The sequence below is a fragment of the Planococcus dechangensis genome (assembly GCF_042654465.1).
GTDB classification, from domain to species: Bacteria; Bacillota; Bacilli; order Bacillales_A; family Planococcaceae; genus Planococcus; species Planococcus dechangensis.
In genome coordinates, this window is the sequence record NZ_JBHSGL010000005.1 from 1,324,578 (window position 1) to 1,338,600 (window position 14,023).

The following is a 14,023-nucleotide window of genomic DNA, read 5'->3' on the forward strand; positions in this document are numbered from 1 at the left end:
CATGTTTATCTTTTTCAAACTACCCGTTTTCATTCGTTATACTCTTTCGTGTATATTGCCTCATACTCGCCAAATCATCTGCACCCGGTTTGACAGCGCTTCATTTCGCCGTAATGCCATGGTACGATGGAAAAAAGGAGCGATGGTGAATGGCAGATTGGCGTCAAAAAATGTTCGATATATCCAAAACAAAAGGCGATAGCGCCCCTGAAAACGCGAAACGCGCCGGAATGGGTTGTTTGATCGGAATCATCATAATCGTATCCATTTTAACATTGATGATGGCGATCGGCCTGATCGGTGCCGGCCATTGGGTCATGGGCGGCTTCACGCTGGTATTTTTTTTAGCATCCGCCGTTACATGTCTTGCCATGATTTGGCCCCATAAACCCAAACCGTTGTAAATGGCGCGGTTTTTCTATAAAATTAGCTCAATGACTAAATAGCTCAAAGGAGACTGACTTATGACACTCAAGAAGACACTTACCATTGCAGGTTCCGATACTTCCGGCGGCGCTGGCATCCAGGCCGACCTGAAGACGTTTCAAGAACACGGCACTTATGGTATGAATGCACTGACGGTCATCGTCACGATGGACCCGGACAATGGCTGGAGCCACGGAATCCACCCGATCGCGCTGGATACGCTTGACGCTCAATTAAAAACGGCTTTCTCAACAGGCATCGACGCCTTGAAAACTGGTATGCTGCCGACTGTCGACATCATTGAAATGGCTGGCCGCGCAATCGAGGAATCCGGAATTAAAGATGCCGTCATCGATCCCGTCATGGCATGCAAAGGCGAAGATGAAGTATTGTTCCCTGAAAACGTCGACGCGATGATCAAGTATTTGCTCCCGCACGCGAAAGTGGTTACGCCGAACTTGGTCGAAGCGGGACAATTATCCGGTCTCGGAGTACTTCAGACTGTCGAAGATTTACAAAAAGCGGCTGAAAAGATCCACGCACACGGCGCAAAATTCGTCGTCATCAAAGGCGGCAAGCAATTAAAGCACGAAAAAGCAGCTGACCTTCTATTTGATGGCGACAAGCATTATTTGCTGACGGCCGACAAAACCGATACGAATTACAACCACGGCGCAGGGTGCACGTTCGCGGCGGCTATCACAGCTAATCTGGCAAACGGCCAATCGGTAAAAGATGCGGTCTACAACGCAAAAATCTTCGTTTCTACGGCAATCGCACACGGCTGGAAACTCAACGAATATGTTGGGCCGGTCATGCACGGTGCTGCGAATAAATTCCAAAAAGCACAAGTGGAAGTTGTCGAGCTTTAATGATTCGATGAAAGCAGGGAAAATACTTTTCCCTGCTTTTTTATTCGTGCAAGAAACGAAATTCAAACGGCTCAAGCATCCTAATCGCATTCATAAACGGAATTCCCTATACTGAAACAATACCGATTTATTTAGGAGGAACATCATGGAACTAGTAGAAGTCAACCAACTCCAAGCGGCAATCGATTCGTTTGCCGGCAAGGATGTCTACCTTCACTTGGAAACAACAAATGGCAGCTACGCCAGCCATTTCAATGAAAGCTTTTTCAATGCCGGCGCATTCATCCGCAACGTGGTCATCAATTTTGAACTCGGAAAAGTGGTAGGCGACAGCCCGCACCGCGTCGGATTGAAACTTCCGCACGGCTGGGTGTATGCACAAGGCATCACTCATTACGAAATCGATGAGCTAGGGCGCTTATTGCTCGCAGGCCACGACGGAACCGGAAAATTAGCGGTAGCGCTGCAACTCAGCGAAACACCGTTCAGTTATTAAGGAGGAATACTTATGACCATACCGAAAGAACGCCATGTCCTGGTCATCTTCCCCCACCCCGACGACGAAGCGTTCGGAGTGTCGGGAACGATCACGACACATATCAACCAAGGAACACCGGTTACATACGCTTGCCTGACGCTAGGTGAAATGGGGCGCAACCTCGGCAATCCACCTTTTGCCACGCGCGAATCACTGCCTGCCATCCGCAAGAAAGAACTGCTGGCTTCAGCCCAAGCGATGGGGTTAACGGACCTTCGCATGTTAGGACTGCGTGACAAAACGCTTGAATTCGAAGACGATGAAAAAATGGTTGGCTTGATGGAAGACTTGATCAAAGAAACGAACCCGTCTCTAGTCATCACGTTCTATCCTGATTTTGCTGTGCACCCGGACCACGAAGCAACGGCCCGTGCTGTCGTCCGTGCCATCCGCCGCATGGACGACCGCCCGAAACTCCATTGCGTAGCGTTCGCCAACAACACGCTCGACGTGCTTGGCCAACCGGACATCATCTACAACATCAAAGACGTGCGTGAACAAAAAATGAATTCCATGAAAGCCCACATCTCGCAAACTGCCTGGATGCTAGAAGAAATGGAACACAAACTGCAAAACGGCGACACCGAAACCGAAAACTGGTTAACGCTCGAACGGTTCTACACGTACCGCTGGAAACAGGATTTCGAACAATCTTTCTAATTTAAACCCGAGGCGCTCGTTTAAACAGCGAGTGTCTCGGGTTTTTCTCATCATGATATATCCTACGATTATTGGGCTGCTAACCTCAATCAAGCATGTCTTGGGGCTAGTCGGTTGTTAAAAACGTTTTCTTTCCATCAAACCTCCAACATTATCCATATCCAACAATAAGAATTTCTTTTAATAAAACACTATTATTTTCAACTGTTTTCAGATAATATAAACATTACTAATGACAGCGGTTTCAAGGGGAAAGTGTTGTATAATTAGTATATATCTTGTTTATTCATACAATAAAAAGAAAAAGGGGAATACTATTGTGAAAAAGTTTTCAACTTCTACCTGGCTTTTGTTCTTACTCCCGTCTTTTCTCGGAGTTTTATTGTTCCTCATTCCGATTCCGACTGCAGACGGCTGGAAAGTTACCATCGCCGTCCTGGCGGGCTTATTGGCAGATTCCATTGCCTCATTCGTCCCATGGGTCGTGCTGGTGGTTCTACTGATTGCCGCAATCGGGTCATTGCTCTTTATCGGGAAAAAAGAAAACACTTCCGATACGGTGCCGTTCTTCGAAAAGTTATTTAACGTCAATTTGTTCTGGACATTGACACGCGTCGTAGCTGCTGTTTTCGCGATTATGGTGTTGTTCCAAGTCGGACCTGAGCCGATATGGAATGAGTACACCGGCGGCTTGTTATTATCAGGCGACGGCTTGTTGTCCTTCTTGTTCACTATTTTCCTATTTGCGGGCTTGCTATTGCCGCTGCTTATGAATTTCGGCTTGCTTGAGTTTTTCGGAACCATGATGGCCAAAATCATGCGACCTTTATTCCGCTTGCCGGGACGTTCTTCTATTGACGCGCTCGCATCATGGGTCGGCGACGGAACAATCGGTGTCTTGTTGACAAGCAAACAATACGAAGACAATAAATACACGCAGCGAGAAGCTGCAATCATCGGGACGACTTTCTCTGTCGTGTCGATCACATTCGCCATTGTTGTAATTGAAGAAATCAGCCTTGGCGCCTACTTCCTTCCATATTACGGTACGGTCATTCTGGCAGGTGTTATTCTCGCACTTATCATGCCGCGCATTTATCCACTCGCCCAGAAAAAGACCGAATTCATGGACGGTTCACCTCAGGAATCAGTTTCTGAAGATGCTCCGGACGGCCAAGGTTTGGCTTCACACGGCTTGGAGAAAGCACTCGAAAAAGCCGACCGCAACCGTTCTGCTTCAAATTTCTTTAAAGATGGCCTGAAAAATGTCTTGGACATGTGGATCGGCGTTGCCCCAGTCGTCATGGCTTTCGGTACAATTGCGTTGATCCTAGCGGAATACACACAAACTTTCGTCTTTCTTGGCGCACCGTTTGTCCCTTACTTGAACTTGCTCGGCGTTCCTGAAGCAGCAGAAGCTGCACAGTTGATGGTCGTCGGTTTCGCGGATATGTTCTTGCCGGCTATTCTCGGCGCAAGCATCGAATCCGAAATGACGCGTTTTGTTGTCGCGACGATGTCCGTGACCCAATTGATTTACATGTCTGAAGTCGGTGGATTGCTGCTCGGGTCGAAAATTCCAGTCAATATCTTCGACTTGATCATCGTATTCCTTTTGCGCACAATCATCGCTTTGCCGATCGTTGTCGGCGTCGCACATTTGTTGTTCTAATTTCATGCAAAAAAAAAACGCTTTCTCTTTTATGAGAAAGCGTTTTTTTTAGACCATAGAGAAACTCTTGAAAAGCGTATTTTCCGAAGCTTACCGCTCGCTTTCCGTGGGGCGGGAATCGAGCCTCCTCGTCACTTTGTTCCTGGGGGGTCTCTCAAACCCGCTAGTCCCACAGGAGTCGAGCGAACGCTTCTCCAAATACTTAGACAGATCATTGATTTTTGATGCAGAATAACGACTACTATTTTTAGATGTTCAGCGGATTATAGACTTTTTCAACACTCTGAAAAGACGCTTTCTCTTTAACGAGAAAGCGTCTTTTTTATGCTTGTTGAAGTTTTTTCTTTAAAGTTTCGAGCATGTCGTCCGTCATCTTATCCAAATCGTAGTCGGCTTTAAAGCCCCACTCTTGTTTGGCGGCGCTTGCGTCGATACTATCCGGCCAGCTGTCAGCGATAGCCTGGCGCACCGGGTCGACATCGTACTGAAGTTTGAAATCCGGCAGGTGCTTGCGGATCGATGCAGCAATCTCTTCCGGTTCAAAACTCATCGCCGTCACATTGAAGGCGTTGCGATGCACAAGTTTATCGCCATCTGCTTCCATCAAATCGATGATTGCCTGCAAGGCATCCGGCATATACATCATGTCCATGCGTGTTCCTTGTGCAATATAAGAAGTGTAGCTGCCTTTTTCGATTGCCTGGTAATAAATATCAACAGCATAATCGGTCGTACCACCGCCTGGAGGTGCTACATTCGAAATCAAACCCGGGAAACGGAGCCCGCGCGTATCGACGCCGAATTTAGTGAAGTAGTAGTCGCACAAAAGCTCCCCTGCCACTTTATTGACGCCGTACATGGTTGTCGGGCGCTGCAATGTGTCTTGCGGCGTATCGTTTTTCGGTGTCGAAGGACCGAACGCACCGATTGAGCTCGGCGTAAAGAATTGCATGCCGAGTTCACGCGAAGCTTCAAGTGCATTGACCAATCCACCCATGTTCAAATTCCATGCCAATAGCGGCTTTTCTTCTGCAGTAGCAGACAATAATGCCGCCATGTGGATCATTGTATCGGCATTAAAGTCTTTTGCCAGCATCAACATGCGCTCTGCATCCGTGACATCCAAAATCTCGAATGGCCCTGACTGATCTGCAGACGGACGGATATCCGTCGCCAGCACGTTTTCTGCACCGTAAGTTTCACGCAATTTCCCGACCAATTCCGAACCGATCTGCCCTAGAGCTCCCGTTACCATAATTCGCTTCATCTTCATGCACTCCTCTTCTACAAAACATTTGTCCTCTCTAAAAAGACAATTATTTAACTACAAACACTTTCATACCAAGCTTTTCATTAGAGTCATTATAAATTGTTCTCTTTAAAAATACAATGGCTTTTACTTATTTTAAATCGCCGATTAAACCTACTATACAGATATACATTAATATGATTAAATAGATGAACAAAGCCGATACGGCCAAATATTGTGAAATGGGGAACACTCTAATGAAAAAAAGATTAGCATTTTTACCACTTGGCGCCGCTGCACTTTTGCTGGCAGCTTGCGGATCAAACGATAACACGGACACTGGCAGCACTGATAATGATGCAGACTTGCTTGCTGAAATTCAAGAAGAAGGTACCTTAGTGGTTGGTACAGAAGGCACTTACCCGCCATTCACATTCCATGACGCTAGCGGAGAATTGACTGGTTTTGATGTGGAAATTGCACGTGAAATTGCAGAACGTCTCGGTGTTGAAGCTGAATTTTTGGAAACTCAATGGGACGCGATGTTTGCTGGACTGGATGCAGAACGCTTTGATATGGTTGCCAACCAAGTCGGCATCAACGACGAACGGAAAGAAAGCTATGAGTTCTCTGATCCATACATCACTTCCACTGCCGTCTTGGTCGTAGCGGAAGACAATGACGAGATCCAAAGCTTCGATGATCTGGAAGGAAAACTTTCTGCACAATCACTGACAAGCAATTATGCGGAAATGGCGACTTCATACGGCGCAGAACTTGAAGGCGTTGAAGGCTTCAACCAAGCGATCGAGCTATTGAACTCGGGCCGTGTGGACGCGACTATCAACGACAATTTGACGGTCCTTGACTTCCAGCAGCAACGCCCCGATGCGTCCATCAAAGTAGTCGACGAATCAGGAGATGCAGCACAAAGCGGATTATTGTTCAGACAAGGCAATGAAACACTCGTTGAGGCAGCAAACGAAGCACTTGCTGAAATGATTGAAGACGGTACGTACGAAGAAATCTCCAATAAGTGGTTCGGCGAAAATGTACTTGAATAGTATTTTTTCAGACCCAGAACGGATGGAACGGCTGGTCGGCATCGCCCAGACTTCCTTCCTGCCTTTGATCGAAGCGGCTGTGCAATTCACTTTGCCGCTTTCGGTCATTTCTTTTATCCTCGGCCTAATTCTAGCTGTGCTGACAGCGCTCGCGCGCATATCTACTGTACGTCCGCTGCAATGGATCGCACGCGTGTATGTCTCGATTATTCGAGGCACACCGCTGCTCGTTCAGTTATTTATTTTATTTTATGGCCTGCCAACCGTCGGCATCACCATCGACCCGTTTCCAGCTGCCGTCATCGGATTCTCCTTGAACGTCGGGGCTTATGCGTCTGAGGTCATCCGCGCTGCTATTCTGTCGATTCCAAAAGGGCAATGGGAAGCAGCTGACACGATCGGCATGTCCTATTCCCAAACTCTGCGCCGCGTAATTTTACCGCAAGCTTCACGCGTTTCAGTGCCGCCTTTATCCAATACGTTCATCAGCTTGGTAAAAGACACGTCGCTTGCCGCTTTGATTTTGGTGACAGAAATGTTCCGCGTCGCCCAGCAAATCGCAGCGACCAATTATGAGTTTTTGCTGCTTTACGGCCAGGCCGCGGTCATTTATTGGGTCATCTGCTTCTCACTGTCGCTCGTCCAAGGGCGATTGGAGCACCGTTTTGACCGCTATGTTTCCCGCTAAACTAGAGACCGACCCACAGATAGGAGTTTATTATGATTTCAATTACAAATTTGCATAAAAGCTTCGGCGAATTGGAAGTGCTAAAAGGCATTGACGTCGATATCGACAAAGGGCAGACCGTTGTCATCATCGGCCCATCCGGTTCCGGGAAAACGACGTTTCTGCGCTGCCTCAATATTTTAGAAAAGCCTACTGCCGGCACCGTAGAAATCGGCGGCCTTGTCGCTGATTTCTCAAAGCCGATGTCCAAAAAACAGATCACGGCATTCCGCAAACAGTCCGCCATGGTGTTTCAGCATTATAATTTATTTCCACACATGACGGTACTCGACAATATTATGGAAGGTCCTGTAACCGTCCAGAAAAAAGAAAAAGCACAAGCGAAAGAAAAAGCATTGGCGCTGCTCGAGAAAGTCGGGCTGTCGGATAAAGCAGATTCGTATCCCTATCAGCTGTCGGGCGGCCAGCAGCAACGCGTCGGCATCGCCCGTGCGCTGGCACTCGAACCGAAAGTGATGCTGTTTGACGAACCAACTTCAGCGCTCGATCCCGAACTCGTCGGCGAAGTGCTTCAAGTCATGAAAGATTTGGCGCTCGAAGGCATGACGATGGTCGTTGTGACCCATGAAATGCGCTTTGCCAAAGGTGCCGCAGATGAAGTGCTGTTCATGGATGGCGGGCGGATCGTCGAACGCGGCGCTCCTTCCGATATCTTTAACCACCCAAAAGAAGAACGGACGCAGCGCTTTTTGAACTTGATCCAAAAAGCGGATACGATTTAACCAAAAAAATCCCCAGCGCATACAAACTGCGCTGGGGATTTTCTATGTGCTTTTAGGAAACGCCGATGGAAACCGCGACGACCAATGCGATGAGTGCAATGACGAGCCATCCTAAAACGAGCTTCCAGACAAATTTCACCCACTTCTCGTAAGGGATGCCGGCGACTGCCAAGTAGCCCATCAATGCCGCCGATGTCGGAATGATGGAGTTGGTGATGCCGTCCCCGTATTGATATGCAAGAACCGCCACTTGTCGCTCTATCGCCAGCAGATCTGACAGCGGGGTCATAATCGGCATCGTCGTTGCCGCCTGTCCACTTCCGGACGGGATGAAGAAATTAATGACGACTTGTGTAAAGAACATGCCGATGACAGTTAATGCATTCGGCAAGCCGCTAATGACGCTGGCCAAGGCGTGGATCATCGTATCCATGATCACGCCCTGTTCCATGATGACCAAAATCGCGCGGGCAAAACCGACGATCAAGGCACCAAAGACCACCAGTTTCATGCCATCAACAAACGCATCAAACATGCGATTGACACCCAGATTGCCGATGAGCCCTGAAGCGAAGCCGATGATGACGAATGAAGCTGCCAGTTCCGTCAAATACCAGTCCCATTCGAATACACCGTAAACGTTGATGCCAAGCCCGATAGCGAGGAACAAGAAGACCATGCCATGGCGCCAGTTGAAAGCACCAAGCAGTTCTGCTTGGTCTTTTGTCGAAGATTTCGACGCGCGTTTCTCGATTTCGTAAATAACACTTTGCGTCGGGTCTTTTTTGACTTTCGCCGCATAGCGCATCACATACCAAATTGCAAAACTTAAGAAGAATATATAAGCACCGAAGCGGAAGCCGATTCCCGAGAAAATCTGCAGCTCCGCAATGCCTTGCGCAATCCCGACTGTGAACGGATTGAGCATGCCGCCGATAAAGCCGGATGCTGCACCTAAGGAAACCATCGCGGTCCCGGTCATGGCGTCAAAACCGAGTGCACGTGCTACGGCAATGCCGATCGGCACAAAGATGATGACCTCTTCCGCCATCCCGATGGTCGCACCTAACACGGAAAACAAGATCATGATGATCGGAATGAGCAGTTTTTCACGCTTTTCCAGTTTATCGACGACTTTGGCGATTCCGGACTCGATGGCGCCCGTTGCACGGATGATACCGAACGCGCCGCCGACTAGGAAAATATAGAAAATGATGCTAGAAGCTTCCGACATCCCGGTAGGAATCGCTTTGAACAGTTCAAAGAATCCGACGGGGCTTTGCTCCACTTCACCAAAGGAATTATCGATGACTACGGTTCGGCCGTCCACTTCCTCCCGCTCGTATTGTCCTGCTGGAATTAAATACGATGCGACCATCGCCGCAATCATAATGGAAAATAAAATGGCATATGTATGAGGAACTCTGCCTCCACGCTTTTTATCAGATGATGATTTTCCGGTCGTCATGCATCAGTTCCTCCAATCGTGCAAGTTTTGACAGTCAGTTTAGCCAACTGGTGATGGTCGACTGTAATTCCAAGTCCTGGTTTGCCGCTTAAAACAACGTAAGGATGATCATATTTCAAATCTCCAATTTCCTCACTGAATAACAACGGCCCGGTCAATTCGGTGCTTTCGATATTGCGGCGCGACATCGCCGCATGATAGCCCGCGCTCGATGCGACAGAGGATTCCACCATGGAGCCGATTTGGCATAGCATCCCTGCTGCTTCCGCTACTTTCGCCATTTGAACAGCATGGAAAATGCCGCCGCATTTCATCAGTTTGATATTGATAACATCCGCCGCATCAAGACGGATGATTTCAAGCAAGTCTTTCATCGATTGCACTGTCTCATCCGCCATGATCGGCACCGCCGTTTTTTGGCGGACCTCTGCTAAGCCACGGATATCGCCCATGCGGATCGGCTGTTCGACCCAGCTGAGCCCGGCTTGTTCAAGCTGGCGTATCGCTGTCACTGCGGTGCCGACAGAATGCCATCCTTGATTGACATCGACACGGATCGGCACGGCCTCGCCCACTTCCGCGCGCACTGCCAAAATCCGTTCTACATCAAGCTGTGCATTATCAGCGCCGACCTTCAGCTTTAACGAGCCGTAGCCTGCGTCGACTGCCTCCTTTGCTTTTTTCGCCATAATTTCAGGCGCTTCGATGCTCAATACGCGCGGATACGATAAATGTTCTTTGGCCTGTCCACCGAGCAAATTATAAACTGGCTGCCCTGCTGCTTTTCCCATCAAATCGTAGCAAGCGATATCAATTGCCGCTTTCGAAGCCGGATTGCCTGCAAGGAGACCGTCCAGTTTGTGGTGAATTGCTTCAATATCGAACGGATTCATGCCGATGACTGCGGGCAGGAACAACTCCTTCAGTACTTCAAAACTTGCTGTGAAGTATTCCCCTGTCACGTGTTCATCCGGAACTGCTTCCCCGTAACCGACGAGGCCGTTGTCCGTCTCCAGCTCGAGAATCAGCGATGGCATATCCGGGTACGTGGCATACGAAATGATAAATGGTTCGTGCAATGGAAAGCGCACTGCGTGCAATCGTGCTTGAGTGATTTTCATAAGGAAGCCTCCGTTTATAAATAGTATTGTATGATTATACTATAAAAACTTTTGCAATAGAGTAATAATTTTGATGCATCAAGAAAGACAGCGTATAATAGCGTCAATGACTTTTTAAACTTCCAGATGAAAAAGGAGCTTATTATTTATGACTTTATTGAAACAAACCGATGTCTTGATCGACTCTCTCCAAGAAGAAATGGTGAGCATGCGGCGCCATTTGCATATGCACCCAGAACTGTCGCACCAGGAAGTCGAAACACCAGCTTATATCGCCGCCCGCCTGGAAGAAATGGGTGTTGAAGTGCGCCGCGGCGTCGGTGGGCGTGGCGTTGTCGGAACGATCCGCGGGGGAAAACCCGGCAAGACAATCGCTTTTCGTGCTGATTTCGATGCTTTGCCAATTGATGACCAAAAGGACGTTCCGTACAAATCAACCATTCCAGGCATCATGCACGCTTGCGGCCATGATGGCCACACTGCCGGGTTGCTTGGTTTCGCGAAGGCGATGATGGCGATTAAAGAAGAATTGCCCGGCACAATTGTACTGATCCACCAATTCGGCGAAGAATTGTCGCCGGGGGGTGCACGCGCCATGATAGAAGACGGCTGCTTGGACGGCGTCGACCTCGTATTCGGCGCTCACCTTCAAAGCAAAATGGATGCAGGGAAAGTGTATCTGCGCGATGGCTATTTGCAAGCTTCGGAAGACGCCATCAAGATTAATGTCTACGGTTCCGGAACCCATGGAGCTGAGCCACATACTGGAACCGACCCGATTTTAGCGGCAAGCCATATTATGGTCGCGCTGCAATCGATCGTCAGCCGCGACGCCGATCCATTAAAACAACTGGTCGTCTCCATCGGTACATTCCACGCAGGAGACGCAGATAACGTCATTCCAAGCAAAGCGGTCATGGAAGGCACGATCCGTGTGTTCGACCCGGAGCTGCGCAAACTTGCCAGCGAACGCGTGCGCGGAATCGCTGAAAATGTGGCGCTGGCAATGGGGGCACGTGCAGAAGTCATCGTGGAAACCGGATACGATTCGCTTTGGAATCATCCGGAAGCGGCGGAAATCGTCCGCAGTGCATCCCGCCCTGTTGTCGGCGAAGAAAATGTCATCAATATCGAGCCGATCATGCCAGTGGAAGATTTTTCTTACTATACCCAAGCAAAACCCGGCGCGTTCTTTTTCATCGGTGCGAAAATGGCAGACGACGCTTTGGTTTATCCGCACCATCACGAAAACTTCGACTTTAACGAAGAAGCGATGAACACGACTGCCAAAGTGTTCTCTTCCATCTATTTCAATGCACAGCAGGCAGAAACCGATTCTCCAGAACAATAAAGAAAATCCCCCTTCAGCCGATCAGCTGGAGGGGGATTATTTTCTTGCAGCCTAATTAGAACTGCAAGCTAGTTGGATAAGTGAATGAGCCAGATGGTTCATTTGTTCTTTCATCACAAAATAGCCGGCTCGCCCGTGAGCGCGGTTCGGCTTTTCGATTTCTATGGACATTACATGCGAGAGAGTGTCGCTGTTGATTGACCTCCTCCACTGGTGGGGGCACTTAGTTAGTGTCATAAGTGAGTGAACTAGATAGTTTCATTTATTTTTTCATTACAAAATAGCCGCCTCCCGCTTGGGGCTGGCCTCCCGCCATAAGCCGAGAAAAAAGCTCGTCTTATGGCTTCGGCTCGCCCTTATGCGCGGTTCGGCTTCTTGATTGCACTGGAGGATGCGTGCGAGACAGTATCGCTGCTGATTGGATACATCTGTTGATAGAGACGCTTAGCCGGACTTGAAAGCTGTAGATAGGTTTCGTACGCAATTCAATATGAATTTGCGAAGCAAATTAAAGCTGTTGATGTTTATTTCAATGTGAACCAAACTTTTATTCCTCTCTAAAACTGGAGATGAAGCGGAAAGGGGCCGACGCCTGAGGGACCGCGCGGGCTGGCGAGACAAATGTGCCGCGCTCTTTGCGGCACATTTGCGGGGCACCCGCCCCTTCCCGGGCAGCTGAAAGCGCGACGTCCTGTCGCATCAGCCGCATGACTCACATCCTGCGAGCCTCAAGCGTGCCCCTTGCAGCGGAATCTCTTACACTCAAAGCTCCACTATCCATCTTCAAAATGGCGAGGTCCTGTCGCATCAGCTGCATGACCTGCATCCTGGAGGCCCCAAGCGTCCTCCTTGAAGCGCAATCCTCACCACTCATTATTCCTATCCAAAAGCGCAAAGAAAAACCCGCACAACTCAATGAGCTGTGCGGGTTTCGTCTTACTTGATGACATTCAGTTCTTTACCAACTTTTGCGTAGATTTCGATCGCTTCGTCGAGCATTGCTTTTGTATGTGCCGCTGTTGGCATATTGCGCACGCGGCCTGTGCCGCGCGGAACTGTTGGGAAGACAATCGATTTCGCATAGACGCCTTCTTCGAACAAACGCTTCGAGAACTGCTGCGTCAGCTTTTCGTCGCCGATGATGCAAGGTGTGATCGGTGTTGCGGAATCGCCGATATCAAAGCCGAGCTCTTTCAAGCCCTTTTTCAAATAATCGCCGTTGTCCCATAGCTTGTCGTGCAGTTCAGTCGAATCAATGATTTTCTGAACCGCTGCAATCGTGGCTGCCACGTCAGCTGGGGTAACCGCTGTTGAGAACAAGAACGGACGTGAGCGCACGCGCAGCCAATCGATCAAGTTTTTCTTGCCTGCGACATAACCGCCCACAACGCCGACTGCTTTGGAGAGTGTACCCATCTGCATATCGACTTCTTTTTCCAATCCGAAATGCTTTACAGTGCCTTTTCCTTTGCCTGTAACGCCTGAACCGTGCGCGTCATCGACATACGTGATCAAGTCGAATTCTTTTGCGATTTCCACGATTTCTGGAAGCTTCGCGATATCGCCGTCCATCGAGAAGACGCCGTCCGTGATGACCATCACTTTATTGTACTGGCCGGACTCCGTCGCTTCTTTTGCTTTGGCACGGAGGTCTTCCATATCGGAATGCTTGAATGCGATGATTTTCGCTTTCGACAAGCGGCAGCCGTCGATGATCGATGCGTGATTCAATTGATCGGAAAGTATCGCATCGTTTTTGTCCATCACTGCGGAAATCGCTGCCATGTTGCAGTTAAAACCGGATTGGAATGAAATCGCCGCTTCGGTTCCTTTAAACTCAGCCAATTTTTCTTCCAGTTTCACGTGAAGGTCGAGCGTACCATTGATGGTACGGACCGCGCCTGCTCCCACGCCATATTTTTCGATCGCGTCGATGGCCACTTTTTTCAAATCTTCATCTGTTGCAAGTCCCAAATAGTTATTTGATGACAAGTTGATCAAGTCGTTGCCGGCGATTTTGATAATCGCGCCATTCGGCCCTTCTACGGGATCGATTTCATTATATAAGCCTTGATCTTTCAGTTCAGTTAAGTTTTCTTCCAAAAACGCATCTAATTTTTTTGACACAGTCC

At 48.8% G+C, this 14,023-nt stretch carries 13 protein-coding genes; 9 read left to right on the forward strand and 4 right to left on the reverse strand.

The window, feature by feature from the left end; genetic code table 11:
• The first annotated feature begins 149 nt into the window (after nt 1–149).
• From ACFO5U_RS09710 to ACFO5U_RS09730, 5 genes are all read left to right on the forward strand, one after another.
• On the forward strand, nt 150–404 hold the full coding sequence (locus ACFO5U_RS09710) for a hypothetical protein (RefSeq protein ID WP_377278757.1): 255 nt from the start codon (nt 150–152) through the stop codon (nt 402–404).
• 60 nt (nt 405–464) lie between these two features.
• Nucleotides 465–1,298, forward strand: a complete 834-nt coding sequence (pdxK, locus tag ACFO5U_RS09715) for a pyridoxine/pyridoxal/pyridoxamine kinase (protein ID WP_377278758.1) — start codon at nt 465–467, stop codon at nt 1,296–1,298.
• Nucleotides 1,299–1,443: 145 nt separating this feature from the next.
• Nucleotides 1,444–1,794, forward strand: coding sequence for a YojF family protein (locus tag ACFO5U_RS09720; protein ID WP_377278759.1), 351 nt, complete (start codon nt 1,444–1,446; stop codon nt 1,792–1,794).
• Between the two features lie 12 nt (nt 1,795–1,806).
• Nucleotides 1,807–2,496 (forward strand): bacillithiol biosynthesis deacetylase BshB2, encoded by a 690-nt coding sequence (bshB2, locus tag ACFO5U_RS09725; protein WP_377278760.1) that lies wholly within the window; start codon nt 1,807–1,809, stop codon nt 2,494–2,496.
• A 319-nt stretch (nt 2,497–2,815) separates the two neighbouring features.
• Nucleotides 2,816–4,168 carry a YjiH family protein gene (locus tag ACFO5U_RS09730; RefSeq protein ID WP_377278761.1) on the forward strand — a complete coding sequence of 451 codons (1,353 nt, stop codon included), beginning with the start codon at nt 2,816–2,818 and terminating at the stop codon, nt 4,166–4,168.
• Nucleotides 4,169–4,490: 322 nt separating this feature from the next.
• On the opposite strand, the gene ACFO5U_RS09735 is transcribed toward ACFO5U_RS09730, so the two are convergent.
• Nucleotides 4,491–5,435 carry an L-threonine 3-dehydrogenase gene (locus ACFO5U_RS09735; RefSeq protein ID WP_377278762.1) on the reverse strand — a complete coding sequence of 315 codons (945 nt, stop codon included), beginning with the start codon at nt 5,433–5,435 and terminating at the stop codon, nt 4,491–4,493.
• 239 nt (nt 5,436–5,674) lie between these two features.
• On the opposite strand from ACFO5U_RS09735, the gene ACFO5U_RS09740 reads away from it, so the two are divergent.
• The 3 genes from ACFO5U_RS09740 to ACFO5U_RS09750 are packed head-to-tail and all read left to right on the forward strand — an operon-like array spanning nt 5,675 to nt 7,951.
• A complete protein-coding gene (locus tag ACFO5U_RS09740) occupies nt 5,675–6,481 on the forward strand; it encodes an amino acid ABC transporter substrate-binding protein (RefSeq protein WP_377278763.1) in 807 nt (268 codons plus the stop codon).
• Nucleotides 6,468–7,169 carry an amino acid ABC transporter permease gene (locus ACFO5U_RS09745; protein ID WP_377278764.1) on the forward strand — a complete coding sequence of 234 codons (702 nt, stop codon included), beginning with the start codon at nt 6,468–6,470 and terminating at the stop codon, nt 7,167–7,169. Before ACFO5U_RS09740 ends, ACFO5U_RS09745 begins: the two co-directional genes overlap by 14 nt.
• Nucleotides 7,170–7,201: 32 nt before the next feature.
• Nucleotides 7,202–7,951, forward strand: coding sequence for an amino acid ABC transporter ATP-binding protein (locus ACFO5U_RS09750; protein WP_377278765.1), 750 nt, complete (start codon nt 7,202–7,204; stop codon nt 7,949–7,951).
• Nucleotides 7,952–8,003: 52 nt separating this feature from the next.
• On the opposite strand, the gene ACFO5U_RS09755 is transcribed toward ACFO5U_RS09750, so the two are convergent.
• Both ACFO5U_RS09755 and ACFO5U_RS09760 read right to left on the reverse strand, forming a co-directional pair.
• Nucleotides 8,004–9,419 carry a YfcC family protein gene (locus ACFO5U_RS09755; protein WP_377278766.1) on the reverse strand — a complete coding sequence of 472 codons (1,416 nt, stop codon included), beginning with the start codon at nt 9,417–9,419 and terminating at the stop codon, nt 8,004–8,006.
• Nucleotides 9,416–10,540 (reverse strand): mandelate racemase/muconate lactonizing enzyme family protein, encoded by a 1,125-nt coding sequence (locus ACFO5U_RS09760; RefSeq protein ID WP_377278767.1) that lies wholly within the window; start codon nt 10,538–10,540, stop codon nt 9,416–9,418. The genes ACFO5U_RS09755 and ACFO5U_RS09760 overlap by 4 nt, the downstream gene beginning before the upstream one ends.
• A 148-nt stretch (nt 10,541–10,688) precedes the next feature.
• Between ACFO5U_RS09760 and ACFO5U_RS09765 the strand changes: the two genes are divergently transcribed.
• A complete protein-coding gene (locus ACFO5U_RS09765) occupies nt 10,689–11,891 on the forward strand; it encodes a M20 metallopeptidase family protein (protein ID WP_377278768.1) in 1,203 nt (400 codons plus the stop codon).
• A 936-nt stretch (nt 11,892–12,827) separates the two neighbouring features.
• Here the strand turns inward: ACFO5U_RS09765 and ACFO5U_RS09770 are convergent.
• On the reverse strand, nt 12,828–14,018 hold the full coding sequence (locus ACFO5U_RS09770) for a glycine C-acetyltransferase (protein WP_377278769.1): 1,191 nt from the start codon (nt 14,016–14,018) through the stop codon (nt 12,828–12,830).
• Nucleotides 14,019–14,023: the final 5 nt, after the last annotated feature.